Origin of the sequence: Acidovorax sp. Root217, from assembly GCF_001428645.1 — a bacterium.
In the GTDB taxonomy this organism is placed as follows: domain Bacteria; phylum Pseudomonadota; class Gammaproteobacteria; order Burkholderiales; family Burkholderiaceae_C; genus Acidovorax.
In genome coordinates this window covers 27,789-40,958 of record NZ_LMIH01000005.1, presented here as the reverse complement: position 1 = coordinate 40,958, position 13,170 = coordinate 27,789, and the positions used below count along the sequence as shown (strand labels likewise).

Sequence of the window (13,170 nt, the reverse complement as noted above, 5' to 3'; positions counted from 1 at the left end):
TGCGCCACCCGTCCCCAGCCCCATGAAGGGCCTGCAGGGCCTGGCCTTCCTGCTCCTGATGCAGTCGGCCGGCGAGGCGCTGTCGCACTTTCTGCACCTGCCCGTGCCCGGCCCGGTGGTGGGCATGGTGCTGCTGCTCCTGGCATTGCACTGGGGGCCCGTGCAGCGGGCCGTGGCACCGGCGGCGGGTTTTCTGCTCACGCACCTGTCGCTGCTGTTCGTGCCGGTGGGCGTGGGGGTGATGACGCACCTGGATCTGCTGGGCGCCTACGGCCTGCGCCTGGTCATCGTGATCGTGCTGTCCACCTGGGCCGGCATGGCGGCCACGGTGCTGGTGCTGCGGGCGTTCAAGCCAGAGGCGACCACGCAAGGAGGCAGCACGCAATGACCAACTTCGTGGAGCTCTGGGTCTACCTGTCGCAGGCGCCGCTGTTCGGCCTTACGGCCACACTGGCGGTGTACGTGCTGGCGCAGGCCTTTTCCGCACGCATGGGCCATGCGGCCTGGGCCAATCCGGTGCTCTGGTCGGTGGTGGTGCTGGCCGGTGCGCTGCTGGCCACGGGCACGGCCTACCCCACCTTCTTTGCCGGGGCGCAGTTCATCCACTTCCTGCTGGGGCCGGCCGTGGTGGCCCTGGGCTGGCCGCTGTGGCAACGCCGTGCCGAACTGCGCCAGCGCTGGGGCCGCCTGTTGCTGGCCTCCCTGGCCGGCGGCAGCGTGGCAGCCGCGAGTGCCGTGGGCCTCGGCTGGGCTATGGGCCTGCCGGTGGACATGCTGATGTCCCTGGCACCCAAGTCGGTCACCGCGCCCGTGGCCATGGGCGTGGCCGCGCAGATCGGCGGCGTGCCGGCGCTGGCCGCGCTGTTCGCGGTGCTCACCGGCATGGTCGGCGCGCTCTCGGGCCGCACCCTGTTTGGCTGGCTGCGCGTGGGCACCGACGCATCGGGCATGGTGGCACGCGGTTTTGCGCTGGGCACCGCATCGCACGGCATCGGCGCTGCGCAGGCGCTGCAGGACGATGCCGATGCGGGCGCCTATGCCGGCCTGGCGCTCGGACTGCAAGTGGTGTTGGCGGCGCTGCTGGTGCCGCTGGTGGTCAAGCTTTTCTAGCGCACCACGCGCCAGATCTCACCCGCGTGCGACAGGCCGAACAACACCAGCCCGATGAGCCCGCCCACCACCGTGCCGTTGATGCGGATGTACTGCAGATCCCGGCCGACCTGCAGCTCGATGAGGTCCGACATCTCACGCGCATCCCAGCGCTGCACCGTGTCCTCGATGTGCTGGGCGATGAAGGCCGACACATCGGGTGCCAGGCCCTGCACCCAGCGCTCGAGCCGCGCATTGAGCGATTCGCGCAGCGCCGGGTCACCTGCCAGCGATTGCCCCAGCCAGCCCCCCATGGCCTGCACGTTGCGCGCCACCGCAGACCCGGGATTGTCCAGGTCGCGCTGCAGCGCCGCGCGCATGCCCTGCCACAGCTCCTGCACATACCTGCCCAGCGTGGCATCGGTCTGCAGGTAGGTGCGGATCTCCTCGCCCCGGCGCTGCCAGTCGGGGTCGGTCTGCAGCCGCGCCACCAGGCGCTGCACGGCATCGTCGAACTGGGCGCGCAGCTGGTGCTGCGGGTTCTCTGCCACCTCGCCCAGAAGACCGGCCAGGGCATTGGCCACCATGGCCGATCCCTTGTCGCCCAGCCAGTCGGTGGGCAACACCTTTTCCTTGACCGGGTGGTCCTTCTTGAGCCACTGCACGATGGTGTGCGCGATCAGATGGCGCGTCTCCTCGTTCTGCAGCAGGGTGATGAGCCGGGCCAGCGCATCGTCGAGCAGCGCCTGGTGGCGGCCGTTGTGCGTGAGCGCGCCCAGCACCGTGGCCATGGTCTGCGACAGATCGATCTGCCCGATCAGCGTGCGCGCGGCGCGCTGGATGAAGCGCTCCACCTGGGCATCCTGCACGGCATCGAGCCCGGCCGAGAGCAGGCGCACGGCCTGTTGGCCCAGCAGCGCGGCATGGCCCGGCGCCACCAGCCATTCGGCCAGGCGCGCGACCGGGTCGTGCCGGCGAATCAGCGCCACCAGCGAGGGCGGATCGAGGAACTTGTCGCGCACGAAGCCGGCCAGGTTGCGGCCAATGCGGTCCTTGTTGCGCGCGATGATGGCCGTGTGCGGGATGGGCAGGCCCAGGGGGTGGCGAAACAGCGCCACCACCGCGAACCAGTCGGCCAGCGCGCCCACCATGGCCGCCTCGGCCACGGCCTTCAGGCAATCGAGCGCCAGGCCCCGCTCCACCAGGCTGGTGCCGATGAACACCGCGGTAGCAAGCAGCAGCAGGGCCAGCGCCTGGCGCTTGGCCGTGCGCAGCGCCGCGCGCGCGGCGTCCGGCTCGGTGCGGGATGTCATCGTGCCGGCCCCATGGGCAGGAGAAAGCTCAGGCGGCTGCCGCGATCTGGCCCAGCGCCGTGGACAGGTGGCCCACCGTGCGCTCCACGTTGTGCCATTTTTCCAGGCCGAACAGGCCGATGCGGAAGGTCTTGAAATCCGGGCCTTCGTCGCACTGCAGCGGCACGCCGGCAGCGGTCTGCAGGCCGACCTCCATGAACTTCTTGCCGTTCTGGATGCCGGGGTCGGTGGTGTAGCTCACGACCACGCCCGGGGCCTTGAAGCCTTCGGCCGCCACGCTCGGGAAGCCCTTGGATTCGAGCAGCGCGCGCACCTTGGCGCCGAGCTCGATCTGCTCGTCGCGCACCTTGTCGAAGCCGTACTCGCGCGTCTCCAGCATCACCTCGCGCAGGCGCACCAGTGCATCGGTGGGCATGGTCGTGTGGTACGCATGCTGGCCCTTTTCGTAGCCCTCGGCGATCTGCATCCACTTCTTGAGGTCGCACGAGAAGCTGCTGCTGGTCGTGCCCTCGATGGCTTGGCGCGCCCGTTCGCTGAGCATTACCATGGCGCAGCAGGGTGAGCCGCTCCAGCCCTTTTGCGGGGCCGAGATCAGCACGTCCACGCCGGTGGCCTGCATGTCCACCCACATCGCGCCCGAGGCCACGCAGTCGAGCACGAACAGCGCGCCGACCTCGTGCGCGGCCGCCGTCAGCGTGCGCAGGTAGTCGTCGGGCAGGATGATGCCGCTGGCCGTCTCCACATGCGGTGCGAACACCACCTTGGGCCGCTCGGCGCGGATGGCAGCCGCCACCTCGTCGGCCGGGCACGGCGCCCACGCGTCCTGCGGGCCATCGCCCTGCTTGCGCGCCTTGCAGACCACGGCACCGCCGCCCAGGCCACCGGCCGCGTCGAAGATCTGGCTCCAGCGGTAGCTGAACCAGCCGTTGCGCACGATGAGCACTTTTTCGTTGTTGGCGAACTGGCGCGCCACGGCTTCCATGCCGAAGGTGCCGCTGCCGGGCACCAGCACGGCGGTGTGGGCGTTGTAGACCTGCTTGAGCGTGGCCAGGATGTCCTGCATCACGCCGGTGAAGCGCTTGGACATGTGGTTGAGCGCGCGGTCGGTGTAAACCACCGAGAATTCGAGCAGGCCGTCGGGGTCGATATCGGGCAGCAGTCCGGGCATGGGAAAAATCTCCATTGGAAGGGGCACAGGGCAGCACGCGACCATTCGGCCGCAGGCGCCTCAATCAGCCGGCCAGCTTAGCATGGCCCTTTCACACCGGCGTGGCTACCAGGTATCGACAAAGCGATGCCCCATGGGCGCCACCTGGGCCGATGCCAAGCCCCGCGCAAGCCAGGCGCGGGTATCTGCCGGGTCGATCACGGCGTCGATTTCCAGCGTCGCCGCCATGTGCAGGGCCTCGCCATTGGCGTACTGGCGTGCCACCAGCTTCTGAAACAAGGCGTCGCGCTCCGCCCCCTCGGGCACGGCCTCGAGCTCCTTGCGAAAGCCCAGGCGCACGGCGCCTTCGAGCCCCATGGCACCGAACTCGCCCGTGGGCCACGCCACGGTGAACACGGGGGCATGGAAGCCCCCGGCCGTCATGCCCATGGCGCCCAGGCCGTAGCCCTTGCGCAGCACCACGCTGAAGCAGGGCACGCGCAGGCTCGCGGCGGTCACGAACAGGCGGCTCACGTGGCGCACCTGGGCCGTGGACTCCACCTCGGGGCCGACCATGAAGCCGGGCGTGTCCACCAGGCTCACCAACGGCAGGCCATGGGCGTTGCACAGCTGCATGAAGCGCGCGCCCTTGTCGGCTGCATCCGCATCGATGGCGCCGCCCAGGTGCAGCGGATTGCTGGCCAGCAGGCCCACGGGGCGCCCCTCGATGCGCGCCAGCGCCGTGTGGATGCCGGCGCCGAAGCCGGTGCGCAGCATCAGCAGGCTGCCTTCGTCCACCAGGCCCATCATGGCGACGCGCGTGTCGTACACGCGCATCCGGTTCTCGGGCACCACAGCGCGCAGCAGGCGCTGGTCGGGCGCAGCCCACTGCGCCACGCGCCCCTGGAAGAACGAAAGATAGTGCCGCGCCGCACGCACCGCGCCGGCTTCGTCCTCCACCAGCACGTCGATCACACCATTGGCATGCTGCACGCGGCTCGGGCCGATCTGCTCTGGCTTGAACACACCGAGCCCCCCGCCCTCGATCATGGCGGGCCCACCCATGCCGATGTTGCTGGCGCGCGTGGCGATGACCACGTCGCTGCAGCCCAGCAGCGCCGCATTGCCGGCAAAGCAGCGCCCCGCGGCGATGCCCACCACGGGCACCTGGCCCGACAGCGCGGCATAGCTGGCAAAGGTGTGCACGTGCAGGCCGGCCACCACCGGTATGTCGGTGTCACCGGGCCGCCCGCCCCCGCCTTCGGCGAACAGCACCACGGGCAACTTCTGCGCCAGGGCAATGGCGAGCATGCGGTCGGTCTTGGCATGGTTGCGCGCGCCCTGCGTGCCGGCCAGCACCGTGGCGTCGTACGACAGGACCACCGCGCGCGATTTCTCGGGCCCGAACTCGGCACCGTTGATGCCGCCGATGCCCGTGACCATGCCATCGGCCGGCGTGTTGGCGACCAGGTCGTCCAGGCTGCGCCGGCGCGTCTGCGCGGCAATGGCCAGCGCGCCGTACTCGATGAAGCTGCCCTCGTCGCACAGGTCGGCAATGTTCTCGCGCGCGCTGCGCCCGCCCTGGGCGCGGCGCCTGGCCATGGCCTCGGGGCGCGCGGCGTCGAGCGTGAAGGCGTGGCGATCAAGCACGCGCTGCAGGTCGGGGCGGATGTGGTCGGCGCCCTGCGCCGCAGCGGCGTCCTCCACCACGGCCTGCGCGCCTTGCGCTGCGTCGAGCACCAGCAGCGGCTGGCCCTGTACCAGGTAGCCGCCCGGCACCGCGAGCAGTGCGCGCACCCGGCCCGCATGCGGCGCCAGCAGCACATGCTCCATCTTCATGGCTTCGAGCACGGCCAGCTCGGCCCCGGCGGCCACCACATCGCCCTCGGCCACCGACCATTGCACCAGCCGCGCAGGCATGGGTGCCAGCACCGCCCCTTCGGGTGCGGATTCTGGCTGCGCGGCCTCGTGACCAGCGGCCGCAGCCAGGGGCTCATCCGCCAGGTGCCCCGCCACATCCAGCAGCTCGGGCAGCACCGTCTCCAGCCAGCGCGTGTGCACCTGCTGGCTTTCCATTTCGGGCCGTGCGGCCAGCGCGCGCAACAACGCCACATTGGTTGCTACGCCGCCGATCCGGCATTCGGCCAGCGCGCGCCGGGAGCGGCGCAGCACGTCGGCAAAGCGGGGGCTGCGCGTGTGCACGATGAGCTTGGCCAGCAGCGTGTCGTAGTGCGGCGAGGGGGCCACCCCCGCCACGCCATGCGTGTCCACGCGGATGCCCGGTCCGGCCGGCAGATCAAAGCGCGTGAGCGGGCCGCTGCCCGGCATGGCGCCACCCTGCGCATCCAGGGTTTCGGCGTTGATGCGCCACTGCAGGGCAAAGCCTTGCACCACGGGCGGCGCACCGGGGTCGAGCCCCAGATCGCGCAGGCTCCGGCCGGCCGCCAATGCAATCTGGGTCTGCATCAGGTCCACGCCCGTGACTTCCTCGGTGATGGTGTGCTCCACCTGCAGGCGCGGGTTGGCCTCGATGAAGACGAAGGGCAGCGTCTCGGACGCCAGGTCCACCAGGAACTCGAAGGTGCCCAGGCCCTCGTACGCCACCGCGCGCGCCATGGCAAGCGCTGCCGCCACTATGCGTTCGCGCAGCGGTGCAGGCAGCGAGGGGCTGGGCGCCACCTCCACCAGCTTCTGGAAGCGCCGCTGCAGCGTGCACTCGCGCTCGCCCAGGGACATCACCTCGCGCCCGTCGCCGAGCACCTGCACCTCGATATGGCGCGCCCCGGCCATCAGCCGCTCGACATAGACGCCATCGACCCCGAAGGCCGCCAGCGCCTCGCTGCGGCAGCGCGCATAGGCAGCCGGCAACTCATCGGCGTACTGCACGGCGCGCATGCCGCGTCCGCCACCACCGCCGATGGCCTTGACCACGATGCCCGCGCCACCCTGCGCCTGCCAGAACTGCAAGGCCTCCTCCAGCGTGATGGCGGCCTGCGTGCCCGGCATCAGCGGCACGCCGCAGCGCAGTGCCATTGCGCGCGCCCGGGCCTTGTCGCCGAACAGTGCCAGTTGTTCAGGTGTGGGGCCGATGAAGCGCAGACCGGCCTCGGCACAGGCACGCGCGAAGTCGGCGCGTTCGCTCAGGAAGCCATAGCCCGGGTGCACGGCATCACAGCCCTGGGCGCGCGCGATGGCGATGAGGTTCGCGCCATCCAGGTAGGCCGCCGGGCCCGTGGCCCCAAGCGCCACCGCCGCATCGGCCGCACGCACGTGGGGCGCCTGGGCATCGTCCTGCGCGTACACGGCCACGCTGGCGATGGACAGGTCTTGCAGTGCGCGCACGGTGCGCAGGGCGATCTCGCCGCGGTTGGCGACCAGGACTTTGTGGAACATCGGAGAAGGGGCAGACGGCATGGGGGCTTTCCGGTCGGGCAAGTGGCACGGCATTCTGGCGCGCGCTGCGCGCCGCAGGTGGTACGCAGGGGACAACGGCCCAGGCGCATTAACCCCCAAGGTTCCACCCGCCATCGGTGCCCGCTACCATGCCTTGCATTTCCACAGCCTCCGAGAAGCCCCATGCCCGACTTTCGCAGCGACACCGTCACCCAGCCCACGCCCGCCATGCGGGCGGCCATGTTCGATGCCCCGCTGGGCGACGACGTGTTTGGCGACGATCCTTCCGTGAACGCGCTGCAGGACTACGCGGCGCAGTTGCTGGGCTTCGAGGCCGCTCTGTTCGCGCCTTCGGGCACGCAGACCAACCTGATCGCCCTGTGGGGCCACTGCCAGCGTGGCGACGAGGCCATCGTCGGCCAGAGCTGGCACACCTACCGCTGGGAGGCCGGTGGCATGGCGGTGCTGGGCTCCATCCAGCCCCAGCCCGTGGAGACCCAGCCCGACGGAACCTTGCGCCTGTCCGACATCGCCGCCGCCATCAAGCCCGACGACCCGCACTTCGCGCGCACCCGCCTGGTGGTGCTGGAGAACACCACGGGCGGCCAGGTGCTGCCCCCGGCCTACGTGGCCGAGGTGGCCGCGCTGGCACGCCAGCGCGGTCTGGCCATGCACCTGGACGGCGCACGCATGTTCAACGCCGCCACGGCCAATGCGGCGAAGGCCGGCACCGATGTGTACGACGAGGCCCGCGCCCTGTGCAGCCACTTCGATTCGGCCTCGCTGTGCCTGAGCAAGGGCCTGGGCGCGCCCATCGGCTCGCTGGTGCTGGGATCGCACGATTTCATCCGCCAGGCGCGGCGCACGCGCAAGATCCTGGGCGGCGGCATGCGCCAGGCTGGCGTGCTGGCCGCGGCCGGCCGCTATGCACTGGAGCACCATGTGCGCCGTATGGCCGACGACCACGGCCGGCTGGCCCAATTGGCCGAGGGCCTGGCCGAGGCCAACCGCAGCCACCCGGTGCTGCGCGGCAAGATCACCGTGCACCCCTGGCAGACCAACATTCTGTTCACCGACCTGCACACGGATGTGGCCCCCGCCTTCACCGCCTGGCTGGCCCAGCACGGCGTGCGCGTGACCAGCGGCCTCTACGCCGGCCAGACCCGCCTGCGCTGGGTGTCCCACCTGGATGTGAGCGACGCCGACATCAAGGCCGCGCTGGACTGCGTGGCGATCTTCACCGGGAACTGACCCCGGGGTTCAGCCGGCGGGATACGTCCGCCCGCCGAAGATGCCGGTCCCCACCCGCACCAGGGTGGCGCCCGCATGGATAGCAGCCTCCAGATCAGCCGTCATGCCCATCGACAGGGTGTCAAAGTCCGCCAGGCCCGGTTCGCCGCTGGCCTTGATCTGCCCAAAAAGGCGCTGCGCGCGCAGGTGCAATTCCTTTTGCACCTCGAAATCGGGGGCATGGTCAGGGATGCTCATGAGCCCGCGCACCACGAGCCGTGGCAGTTTCGCCACAGCCTGGGCCAAAGGCAGCGCCTCCTCGGGGGGGACGCCGGACTTGGTGTCGCCCCCATCCACGTTGACCTGGATGCACACTTGCAGCGGGGCCAGGTGCTCGGGGCGCTGGGCCGACAGGCGCTCGGCGATCTTCAGGCGATCCACCGTGTGCACCCAGTCGAAATGTTCGGCCACCAGGCGCGTCTTGTTGCTCTGGATGGGGCCGATGCAGTGCCACTGCAGGCTGGCGGGCGACAGCTGGCGCAGGGCTGCCACCTTCTCCACCCCCTCCTGGATGTAGTTTTCGCCAAAGGCCCGCTGGCCTGCGGCCACGGCCTCGGCCACCGCGTCGGCACCGAAGGTCTTGGAAACCGCCAGCAGCGACACCTCGGCCGGATCGCGCCCGGCAGCAGCGCACGCCTGTGCGATACGTCGCATAACCTGTTGGAGGTTGTTATCAATCGTGGTCATAATGATTGGCAAGCGTACCAAACGATAGAGGGGATCCCGTGGACATTACCCAGCTGCTGGCGTTCAGCGTCAAGAACAAGGCTTCCGACCTGCACCTTTCCGCAGGCCTGCCGCCCATGATCCGGGTCCACGGGGACGTTCGGCGCATCAACGTCGACGCACTGGACCACAAGACGGTCCACGGCATGGTGTACGACATCATGAGCGACTCCCAGCGAAAAACCTACGAGGAGTTCCTGGAAGTCGACTTCTCGTTCGAAATCGAGGGCCTGGCCCGTTTTCGCGTCAACGCCTTCAACCAGAACAGGGGCGCAGCCGCCGTGTTCCGGACGATTCCGAGCAAGATCCTGACGCTGGAGCAGCTCAATGCCCCCAAGATCTTCGGCGACCTGGCCCTGAAGCCGCGCGGCCTGGTGCTGGTGACCGGCCCCACGGGCTCGGGCAAGTCCACCACGCTGGCCGCCATGGTCAACTACCTCAACGAAACCGAATACGGCCACATCCTCACGGTGGAAGACCCGATCGAGTTCGTGCACGAATCCAAGAAGTGCCTGATCAACCAGCGCGAAGTCGGCCCGATGACGCTGTCCTTCGCCGCCGCGCTGAAATCCGCCCTGCGCGAAGATCCGGACGCCATCCTGGTGGGTGAAATGCGCGACCTGGAAACCATCCGCCTGGCCATGACGGCCGCCGAAACGGGCCATCTGGTCTTCGGCACGCTGCACACCTCCAGCGCCGCCAAGACCATCGACCGGATCATCGACGTGTTCCCCGCCGAGGAAAAGGAAATGGTCCGCGCGATGCTCTCCGAATCGCTGCAGGCCGTGATCTCGCAGACGCTGTGCAAGACCAAGGACGGCTCGGGCCGCGTGGCCGCACACGAGATCATGCTGGGCACCAGCGCCATCCGCAACCTGATCCGCGAGGCCAAGGTGGCGCAGATGTACTCCACCATCCAGACCAGCAACAGCGTGGGCATGCAGACACTGGACCAGAACCTCACCGACATGGTGCGCCGCAACATCATCAGCCCCGCAGAAGCCCGCGGCAAGGCCAAGATTCCGGAAAACTTCCCCGGGTGACCATGAGCCCTCCCCTGAGTCGCTTCGCGCCTTCCCCTTCAAAGGGGACGCCGCCAGCGCGGCGGGGCGGCCCTTGCGCGGCGGCCGCTGGCCCGGGCCGCGCCGGTTTCATGCGCGGCGGCAGAACCCGCAGCACAATGGGGCATTCGCAGGCCAGCCAAGGCTGCCATTTCCCCACATTGACAGACGACACGGCGGCGCAGTGCGCCGCACTACGGAGCACACTATGAAAGGCATTCTCGGCCTTCTGCGCATGAAGTCGATCGGCAACAAGCCGGCGGAGGACAACACCGATTCCGTGCTGTTCTCCACGGCCTTTGCCGGCCAGGGGGTGGACGACTCCATGCTGGTGCCCTGGGAGGCCCGCGCCGTGGAGGTGGGGGCCAAGCGCCTGCCCACGAGCCGCGGCGGCAAGCTGCTGCAGGGGCTGTGGGCCAAGGACAAGTACATGGCCCACCTGGACAAGGACGCCGTGGAGCGCATGGAGCGCTTTTTCGAGTTTGCCGCCATCCCCTCCAACCGCGACGTGATCCGCCAGGACGAGTACGGCAACTTCATGGTGGTGCTGCTCACCGGCACCATTGCCGTGGACCGCGTACAGCCCTGGGGCGAGCACCTGCGCCTGGCCGAGACCCGGCCCGGTGACATCCTGGGCGAAATGTCGCTGCTGGACAGCGGTATCCGCTTTTCGGCCTGCACCACGCTCACCGACTGCGAGATCGCCGTGCTGAGCGCCGAAGCCATGGACGACATGATGACCAAGGACCCCCAGCTCGCGGCCAGCCTGATTGCGCTGCTGGCCCGCAAACTGTCGTTGCGCCTGCGCGTGGTGAGTGCCCGCCTGAGCGACAACAACCAGAAATGACAATGACCGTCCGGCAGACCAGGACCCCAAGGGAGAAACTCTGATGGAACGCGATCAGGCCAGTAAATTCATCAACGACCTGCTCAAGCTGATGGTCAGCCGCAACGGCAGCGACTTGTTCATCACGGCAGAGTTTCCACCGGCCATCAAGGTCGATGGCAAGGTGACCAAGGTGTCGCCGCAGCCGCTCACGCCCAACCACACGCTCACGCTGGCGCGTGCCGTCATGAGCGACAAGCAGGTGGCCGACTTCGAGCGCACCAAGGAATGCAATTTCGCGATCTCGCCCGCAGGCATCGGCCGCTTCCGGGTGAATGCCTTCATCCAGCAGGGCAAGGTCGGCATGGTGATGCGGACGATTCCGCTCACGCTGCCCACCATCGATGGCCTGGGCGTGCCCCAGGTGCTCAAGGAAGTGACCATGGCCAAGCGCGGCCTGTGCATCCTGGTGGGTGCCACGGGCTCGGGCAAGTCGACCACGCTGGCCGCCATGGTGGACTGGCGCAACGAGAACTCGTTCGGCCACATCATCACGGTGGAGGACCCGGTCGAGTTCGTGCATCCGCACAAGAACTGCGTGGTGACGCAGCGCGAGGTGGGCCTGGATACCGACAGCTGGGAAGCCGCACTCAAGAACACGCTGCGCCAGGCGCCCGACGTGATCCTGATGGGCGAAATCCGCGACCGCGAGACCATGGAGCATGCCGTGGCGTTTGCCGAGACCGGTCACCTGTGCCTGGCCACGCTGCACGCCAACAGTGCCAACCAGGCGCTGGACCGCATCATCAACTTCTTCCCCGAAGAACGCCGCGCTCAGCTGCTAATGGACCTGTCGCTGAACCTGCGCGCCATGGTCTCCCAGCGCCTGATTCCCAAGCAGGACGGCAAGGGCCGTGCTGCTGCCGTGGAGATCATGCTCAACACGCCGCTGATCTCGGACCTGATCTTCAAGGGCGATGTCTCCGAGATCAAGGAGATCATGAAGAAGAGCCGCAACCTGGGCATGCAGACCTTCGACCAGGCGCTCTTCGACGCCTATGAGGCCAACGTCATCAGCTACGAAGACGCGCTGCGCAACGCCGACTCGCTCAACGACCTGCGACTGCAGATCAAGCTCAACAGCCAGCGCGCCAAGTCGCCCGACCTGGCCCAGGGCACCGAGCATTTCGCGATCGTCTGAGTTTTCACCCTACAACAAGTACCGAGCAGAACCACACACACTCGCCCGCCCATGAGGGCGGGCTTTTTTTTGACCCCATCACGGACCGAATCCCATGCCAAGCACCAATCCCCGCAGCTACGACGCCACCCCTTCGCGCAAGGTCGCCTTCCTGGGCCTGGGCGTCATGGGCTACCCCATGGCCGGCCACCTGGCCATGGCGGGCCACGCAGTCACCGTGTACAACCGCACGGCCGCCAAGTCGGCCGCCTGGTGCGAGGAGTTCGCCGGCAGCCAGGCACCACGCCAGGCCGCCACGCCCCGCGAGGCGGCCGCAGGCGCTGACATCGTGTTCTGCTGCGTGGGCAATGACGACGACCTGCGCTCAGTCACCCTGGGTGCCGACGGCGCCTTCGCGGGCATGCAGGCCGGCGCCATTTTCGTGGACCACACCACGGCGTCGGCCGAGGTGGCGCGTGAGCTGTACGCCGCAGCGCAGGCTGCGGGCCTGCAGTTCGTCGATGCACCGGTATCCGGCGGCCAGGCGGGTGCGCAGAACGGTTTGCTCACCGTGATGTGCGGTGGCGACACTACGGCCTTCGAGACCGCCCAGCCTGTGGCCATGGCCTTTGCGCGGGCTTTCACGCTGCTGGGCGCCAGCGGCTCGGGCCAGTTGGCCAAGATGGTCAACCAGATCTGCATCGCCGGGCTGGTGCAAGGCCTGTCCGAAGCCGTGGCCTTTGGCCAGAACGCGGGCCTGGACATGAAGCAGGTGCTGGACGTGATCGGCAAAGGCGCAGCGCAGAGCTGGCAGATGGACAACCGCGGCAAGACCATGGTCGACGGCAAGTTCGACTTCGGCTTTGCCGTGGACTGGATGCGCAAGGATCTGGGCCTGGTGCTCGACGAGGCCCGGCGCAATGGCTCGCGCGTGCCCGTCACCGCGCTGGTGGACCAGTTCTATGCCGACGTGCAGGGCATGGGCGGCAACCGTTGGGATACATCCAGCCTGGTCAAACGCTTGAAATAAGCTCCCCCTGAGGCGCTGCGCGCCTCGGTGCGTACGCCAGAGGCGGCCGCTCTTTGGGCACGTCCAAGCCTGCGCAGGCAGGCTTGGAGCCGCGGCCCTCAGCCCCCTCTCTCTC

11 protein-coding genes are annotated in these 13,170 nt (G+C 68.6%); 7 read left to right on the top strand and 4 right to left on the bottom strand.

From position 1 onward, the window contains the following. The first annotated feature begins 22 nt into the window (after positions 1-22). Together ASE31_RS01735 and ASE31_RS01730 are read left to right on the top strand one after the other, a co-directional pair. Positions 23-388 carry a CidA/LrgA family protein gene (locus tag ASE31_RS01735; protein WP_057199815.1) on the top strand — a complete coding sequence of 122 codons (366 nt, stop codon included), beginning with the start codon at positions 23-25 and terminating at the stop codon, positions 386-388. Continuing rightward, on the top strand, positions 385-1,110 hold the full coding sequence (locus tag ASE31_RS01730; protein WP_057199814.1) for an LrgB family protein: 726 nt from the start codon (positions 385-387) through the stop codon (positions 1,108-1,110). Before ASE31_RS01735 ends, ASE31_RS01730 begins: the two co-directional genes overlap by 4 nt. Here ASE31_RS01730 and ASE31_RS01725 read toward each other — a convergent pair. The 3 genes from ASE31_RS01725 to ASE31_RS01715 all read right to left on the bottom strand — a co-directional run bounded on the left by ASE31_RS01725 (position 1,107) and on the right by ASE31_RS01715 (position 6,942). Continuing rightward, positions 1,107-2,402: a DUF445 domain-containing protein gene (locus ASE31_RS01725; RefSeq protein ID WP_057199813.1), complete on the bottom strand. Its 1,296-nt coding sequence runs from the start codon at positions 2,400-2,402 to the stop codon at positions 1,107-1,109. The two genes, ASE31_RS01730 and ASE31_RS01725, sit on opposite strands and share 4 nt — an antisense overlap. Positions 2,403-2,430: 28 nt before the next feature. Beyond that, complete coding sequence (locus ASE31_RS01720) at positions 2,431-3,570, bottom strand: aminotransferase class V-fold PLP-dependent enzyme (RefSeq protein WP_057200214.1); 1,140 nt, start codon at positions 3,568-3,570, stop codon at positions 2,431-2,433. A 105-nt stretch (positions 3,571-3,675) separates the two neighbouring features. After that, the gene (locus tag ASE31_RS01715) at positions 3,676-6,942 is read right to left on the bottom strand and encodes a carboxyl transferase domain-containing protein (protein ID WP_057199812.1); all 3,267 of its coding nucleotides are present in this window, start codon (positions 6,940-6,942) and stop codon (positions 3,676-3,678) included. 183 nt (positions 6,943-7,125) lie between these two features. On the opposite strand from ASE31_RS01715, the gene ltaE reads away from it, so the two are divergent. Next, positions 7,126-8,193, top strand: a complete 1,068-nt coding sequence (gene ltaE / locus ASE31_RS01710; RefSeq protein ID WP_057199811.1) for a low-specificity L-threonine aldolase — start codon at positions 7,126-7,128, stop codon at positions 8,191-8,193. A gap of 9 nt (positions 8,194-8,202) precedes the next feature. On the opposite strand, the gene ASE31_RS01705 is transcribed toward ltaE, so the two are convergent. Beyond that, on the bottom strand, positions 8,203-8,919 hold the full coding sequence (locus ASE31_RS01705; protein ID WP_057199810.1) for a YggS family pyridoxal phosphate-dependent enzyme: 717 nt from the start codon (positions 8,917-8,919) through the stop codon (positions 8,203-8,205). A gap of 38 nt (positions 8,920-8,957) precedes the next feature. Here ASE31_RS01705 and ASE31_RS01700 point away from each other — a divergent pair, with 38 nt between their 5' ends. From ASE31_RS01700 to ASE31_RS01685, 4 genes are all read left to right on the top strand, one after another. Then, positions 8,958-10,001 (top strand): type IV pilus twitching motility protein PilT, encoded by a 1,044-nt coding sequence (locus tag ASE31_RS01700; RefSeq protein WP_007855993.1) that lies wholly within the window; start codon positions 8,958-8,960, stop codon positions 9,999-10,001. 226 nt (positions 10,002-10,227) lie between these two features. Beyond that, positions 10,228-10,866, top strand: coding sequence for a cyclic nucleotide-binding domain-containing protein (locus ASE31_RS01695; RefSeq protein ID WP_057199809.1), 639 nt, complete (start codon positions 10,228-10,230; stop codon positions 10,864-10,866). A 43-nt stretch (positions 10,867-10,909) separates the two neighbouring features. Further along, positions 10,910-12,046 (top strand): PilT/PilU family type 4a pilus ATPase, encoded by a 1,137-nt coding sequence (locus tag ASE31_RS01690; protein ID WP_057199808.1) that lies wholly within the window; start codon positions 10,910-10,912, stop codon positions 12,044-12,046. Between the two features lie 94 nt (positions 12,047-12,140). Next, a complete protein-coding gene (locus ASE31_RS01685; protein ID WP_057199807.1) occupies positions 12,141-13,055 on the top strand; it encodes an NAD(P)-dependent oxidoreductase in 915 nt (304 codons plus the stop codon). Positions 13,056-13,170: the final 115 nt, after the last annotated feature.

What these genes read in the sequence shown, in the direction of transcription:
- ASE31_RS01735 (WP_057199815.1), top strand. Translation starts at nt 23, where the DNA reads ATGAAGGGCCTGCAGGGCCTGGCCTTCCTGCTCCTGATGCAGTCGGCC.
- ASE31_RS01730 (WP_057199814.1), top strand. Translation starts at nt 385, where the DNA reads ATGACCAACTTCGTGGAGCTCTGGGTCTACCTGTCGCAGGCGCCGCTG.
- ASE31_RS01725 (WP_057199813.1), bottom strand. Translation starts at nt 2,402, where the DNA reads ATGACATCCCGCACCGAGCCGGACGCCGCGCGCGCGGCGCTGCGCACG.
- ASE31_RS01720 (WP_057200214.1), bottom strand. Translation starts at nt 3,570, where the DNA reads ATGCCCGGACTGCTGCCCGATATCGACCCCGACGGCCTGCTCGAATTC.
- ASE31_RS01715 (WP_057199812.1), bottom strand. Translation starts at nt 6,942, where the DNA reads ATGTTCCACAAAGTCCTGGTCGCCAACCGCGGCGAGATCGCCCTGCGC.
- ltaE (WP_057199811.1), top strand. Translation starts at nt 7,126, where the DNA reads ATGCCCGACTTTCGCAGCGACACCGTCACCCAGCCCACGCCCGCCATG.
- ASE31_RS01705 (WP_057199810.1), bottom strand. Translation starts at nt 8,919, where the DNA reads ATGACCACGATTGATAACAACCTCCAACAGGTTATGCGACGTATCGCA.
- ASE31_RS01695 (WP_057199809.1), top strand. Translation starts at nt 10,228, where the DNA reads ATGAAAGGCATTCTCGGCCTTCTGCGCATGAAGTCGATCGGCAACAAG.
- ASE31_RS01690 (WP_057199808.1), top strand. Translation starts at nt 10,910, where the DNA reads ATGGAACGCGATCAGGCCAGTAAATTCATCAACGACCTGCTCAAGCTG.
- ASE31_RS01685 (WP_057199807.1), top strand. Translation starts at nt 12,141, where the DNA reads ATGCCAAGCACCAATCCCCGCAGCTACGACGCCACCCCTTCGCGCAAG.